5 protein-coding genes are annotated in these 3898 nt (G+C 71.8%); 4 read left to right on the forward strand and 1 reads right to left on the reverse strand.

Going from position 1 to position 3898, the window contains the following annotated elements; translation table 11 throughout:
* The 4 genes from P409_RS28765 to P409_RS28780 all read left to right on the forward strand — a co-directional run.
* On the forward strand, positions 1 to 506 hold a 506-nt coding region (locus tag P409_RS28765), incomplete at its 5' end, for an MlrC C-terminal domain-containing protein (protein ID WP_034846515.1).
* A gap of 265 nt (positions 507 to 771) precedes the next feature.
* Positions 772 to 1518 carry a copper homeostasis protein CutC gene (locus P409_RS28770; protein WP_034846517.1) on the forward strand — a complete coding sequence of 249 codons (747 nt, stop codon included), beginning with the start codon at positions 772 to 774 and terminating at the stop codon, positions 1516 to 1518.
* Entirely contained in the window at positions 1518 to 2540 is a 1023-nt protein-coding gene (locus tag P409_RS28775; protein WP_034846518.1) for an ABC transporter ATP-binding protein, read from the forward strand. Before P409_RS28770 ends, P409_RS28775 begins: the two co-directional genes overlap by 1 nt.
* Positions 2537 to 3574, forward strand: a complete 1038-nt coding sequence (locus P409_RS28780) for an ABC transporter ATP-binding protein (RefSeq protein WP_034846520.1) — start codon at positions 2537 to 2539, stop codon at positions 3572 to 3574. The genes P409_RS28775 and P409_RS28780 overlap by 4 nt, the downstream gene beginning before the upstream one ends.
* Positions 3575 to 3796: 222 nt before the next feature.
* Here P409_RS28780 and P409_RS41645 read toward each other — a convergent pair whose 3' ends face one another.
* Positions 3797 to 3895: a hypothetical protein gene (locus tag P409_RS41645; RefSeq protein WP_430515669.1), complete on the reverse strand. Its 99-nt coding sequence runs from the start codon at positions 3893 to 3895 to the stop codon at positions 3797 to 3799.
* Between the last annotated feature and the right edge of the window lie 3 nt (positions 3896 to 3898).

Here is a 3898-nt window from a genome sequence, read left to right on the forward strand (position 1 = left end):
CGCGGGACGTGCTGATCGCCGGCATCGCCGACCGCCCGGCGACGGAGGCCTGCTTCGCCGCCGGCGCCGGCGCCCGGCTGCGCCTGAGCATCGGCGCGACCCTCGACACCAAGGGCAGCACGCCGGTCGAGGCGGAGGCCGAGGTGCTGGTGCTCGACCCTGGCGTCGATCTCGCCGACCGGCAGGCGCTGGTCCGCACCGGCGGCATCCGGGTGGTGCTGACCGCCCGGCGCCGGCCGTTCCACAACATTTCGGACTTCACCCGGCTGGGCGTGCATCCGGCCGAGGTGGCGATCCTGGTGGTCAAGTCCGGCTACCTGTCGCCGGAGCTGGCGCCGATCGCCAACCCGAACCTGATGGCGCTGTCGCCCGGCGTGGTCGACCAGGATGTTGAGCATCTGCCGCGCCACCGCACCACCCGCCCGACCTTCCCCTTCGACCGCGATTTCGACTGGCAGCCCCGTCCCGTCTGGTCCGCCCGGTCGCTCAAGGCCCTCGGCCGATGATGTCGATACCGATTTTCGTCAGATCGAACCCCAACGAGTCCCCCCTCCCCTCGCGGGAGGGGGGTAGGGGGAGGGGGTTTTCTCCGCTAGGGCCGACCGTCTTTGACCGCGAACCGCCCTTGGGCGATTCAGGCTTCCCGCCCATTCGCGCGCGGACGCGCGCAGACCCCTCCCCCTGCCCCCCTCCCGCAAGGGGAGGGGGGACTCATAAGGGGATGCCCAGGCAATCCCTTCTAAGCCCCTCAGCGCAGCGAAAGACCCGTCGATGACCACCCCCTTGATCGAGATCTGCGTCGAAGGCCTGGACGGGTTCCTGGCGGCCCAGGAGGGCGGGGCCGACCGGGTCGAGCTCTGCGCCAGCCTGATCGAGGGCGGGCTGACCCCCAGCATCGGCACGATCCTGGAGGTGAAGGCCCGCGCCCGCATCCCGTTCCACGTCATCATCCGGCCGCGCGGCGGCGACTTCCTGTACAGCGACACCGAATTCGCCAGCATGCTGGCCGATGTGAAGGCGCTGCGGGAGCTGGGCGTGCCCGGCATCGTCATCGGTTGCCTGACCGCGGACGGCCGGATCGACGAGGACCGCACGGCCCAGCTGGTGCAGGCGGCGCGGCCGATGAAGGTCACCTGCCACCGCGCCTTCGACATGACCCGCGACCCGGAGGAGGCGCTGGAGGCGCTGATCCGCTGCGGCGTCGACCGGGTGCTGACCTCCGGCCAGCGGCCGGACGCCATGGCCGGCCTCGCCATCCTGAAGCGGGCGGTGGAGCAGGCCGGCGACCGCATCGTCATCATGGGCTGCGGCGACCTGGACGAGGCCAACATCGCCGAGGTCCGCCGCGCCGCCGGCCTCAAGGAGCTGCACTTCGCCGCCCTGCGGCAGGAGCCGAGCGGCATGACCTTCCGCAACGCCGATGTCGGCATGGGCGGCACCGATCTGGAGCGCGAATACACCAACACGGTCACCGATCCGGAGCGGGTGCGGGCCACCATCCGCGCCGCGCGCGCCTGATGGCGGCGGCCGCGCCCGACATCCTGCTGTCGGTGACGGATCTGAAGACCGTCTTCGACACCGATGACGGTCCGATCCGCTCGGTCGACGGCGTCACCTTCCATATCGGCCGCGGCGAGACCCTGGCGCTGGTCGGCGAATCCGGCTCGGGCAAGAGCGTCACCAGCCTGTCGCTGATGCGGCTGATCCCGACCCCGCCGGGCCGCATCGCTGGCGGCGAGATGCTGTTTCGCGGCCGCGACGGCCGGCCGCGCGACCTGGCGAAGCTGTCGGAGGCCGAGATGCGCGGCATCCGCGGCAACGACATCGCCATGGTGTTCCAGGAGCCGATGACGTCGCTGAACCCGGTCTATCCGGTCGGCGACCAGATCGCCGAGGCGGTGGCGCTGCACCAGGGCTTAAGCCGGCGCCAGGCGATGGAGACGGCGGCGCAGATGCTGGAGCTGGTCGGCATCCCGGCGGCGCGCCGGCGGCTGAAGGACTATCCGCACCAGATGTCGGGCGGCATGCGCCAGCGGGTGATGATCGCGATGGCGCTGTGCTGCCGCCCGGCGCTGCTGATCGCCGACGAGCCGACCACGGCGCTGGACGTCACCATCCAGGCGCAGATCCTGGATTTGATGCGCCGGCTGCAGGCCGAGATCGGCATGTCGATCCTGTTTATCACCCACAATCTCGGCGTGGTGGCCGAGATGGCCGACCGCGTCGCCGTGATGTATGGCGGACGGGTGGTGGAGGAGGGCGGCGTGATCGAGATCTTCAAGTCGCCGCGCCACCCCTACACCATCGGCCTGCTGAACAGCGTGCCGCGCACCGATTATGCGGCGCTGGACCGCGGCGAGGCGCGGCGGCTGGAGGCGATCCCCGGCAATGTGCCGAGCCCGAAGAAGCTGCCGCCCGGCTGCGCCTTCGCGCCGCGCTGCCGCCATGCGATCGACGCCTGCGCCGCTGCGGTGCCGCCGCTGGCCGATACCGGCGGCGGGCACATGTCGCGCTGCATCCGCTGGAGCGAGCTGGCATGAGCGCCGTCATCGAGGACCGGGCCGGTCCCGCGGACCGCCGCAGCGCCATCGCCCTGCCGGCGCCGGGCGAGACGCTGCTCGAGGTCGAGGGGCTGCGCACCTGGTTCCCGGTCGGCGGCGGGTTCTTCGGCAAGAAGGGCCAGCATGTCCGCGCCGTCGAGGACGTGTCCTTCAGCCTGAAGCGCGGCGAGGTGGTTGGGCTCGTCGGCGAATCCGGCTCCGGCAAGACCACGGCCGGCCGCTCGGTGCTGCGCCTGACCGAGCCGACGGCCGGGTCGGTGCGCTTCGCCGGCACCGACATCCTCAAGCTCTCCCGCGCGGCCTTCCAGGCCTATCGGCGCGAGATGCAGATCGTCTTCCAGGACCCCTATGCCAGCCTGAACCCGCGCATGACGGTGGGCGAGATCGTCGGCGAGGCGCTGACCATCCACGGCCTGGCGCGCGGCCGGCAGCGGCCGGAGCGGATCGCCGGGCTGCTGCGCCGGGTGGGGCTGCGGCCGGACGCGATCACCCGCTACCCGCACGAGTTCTCGGGCGGCCAGCGCCAGCGCATCGGCATCGCCCGGGCTTTGGCGGTGGAGCCCAGCTTCATCGTGGCGGACGAGCCTGTCTCGGCCCTCGACGTGTCGATCCAGGCCCAGGTGGTGAACCTGATCCAGGACCTGCAGCGCGACCTTGGCCTGACCGTGCTGTTCATCGCCCACGACCTGTCGGTGGTCGAGTATCTCTGCGACCGCGTGATCGTGATGTATCTCGGCCGGATCATGGAATCGGCGCCGGCCCGGTCGCTCTACACCGCGCCGCGCCACCCCTATACCCGGGCGCTGCTCTCGGCCGCGCCGGTGCCGGACCCGACGGTGCGGCGCGAGCGCATCCTGCTGCAGGGCGACATCCCCAGCCCGATCAGCCCGCCCAGCGGCTGCGTCTTCCGCACCCGCTGTCCGCATGCCGTGCCAGAGTGCGCGGCGGCGGTGCCGCCGCTGCGCGAGGTCGCGCCGGGGCATGCGAAGGCGTGCATCCGGGACGACCTGTAGGGGCGTTGCCCGGCGCTGCTGGTTTTTTGCAGTCCCCCCTCCCTTGCGGGAGGGGGGCAGGGGGAGGGGGCTGCGCGCGTCCGCGCGCGTATAGGTTGGATCGTGCCGGTCAGAGTCACGGTCCCTAAATGAGGCCGGTTCTCGCGGCGGGAACCCCCTCCCCCTAACCCCCTCCCGCGAGGGGAGGGGGGACTCGAAGGGGGTGAGGCCCGGGCGTCCGTCTCACCCGTGCGCCTGGCTCCAGGGGCCGTGGTGCTGGCCCTCGGCGTCGATGCGGCCGAAGCCGTGGGCGCCGAAGAAGTCGCGCTGGCCCTGGGTCAGGTC

Origin of the sequence: Inquilinus limosus MP06 (assembly GCF_000767795.1) — a bacterium.
Lineage (GTDB): Bacteria > Pseudomonadota > Alphaproteobacteria > DSM-16000 > Inquilinaceae > Inquilinus > Inquilinus limosus_E.

What these genes read in the sequence shown, in the direction of transcription:
- P409_RS28770 (WP_034846517.1), top strand. Translation starts at nt 772, where the DNA reads ATGACCACCCCCTTGATCGAGATCTGCGTCGAAGGCCTGGACGGGTTC.
- P409_RS28775 (WP_034846518.1), top strand. Translation starts at nt 1,518, where the DNA reads ATGGCGGCGGCCGCGCCCGACATCCTGCTGTCGGTGACGGATCTGAAG.
- P409_RS28780 (WP_034846520.1), top strand. Translation starts at nt 2,537, where the DNA reads ATGAGCGCCGTCATCGAGGACCGGGCCGGTCCCGCGGACCGCCGCAGC.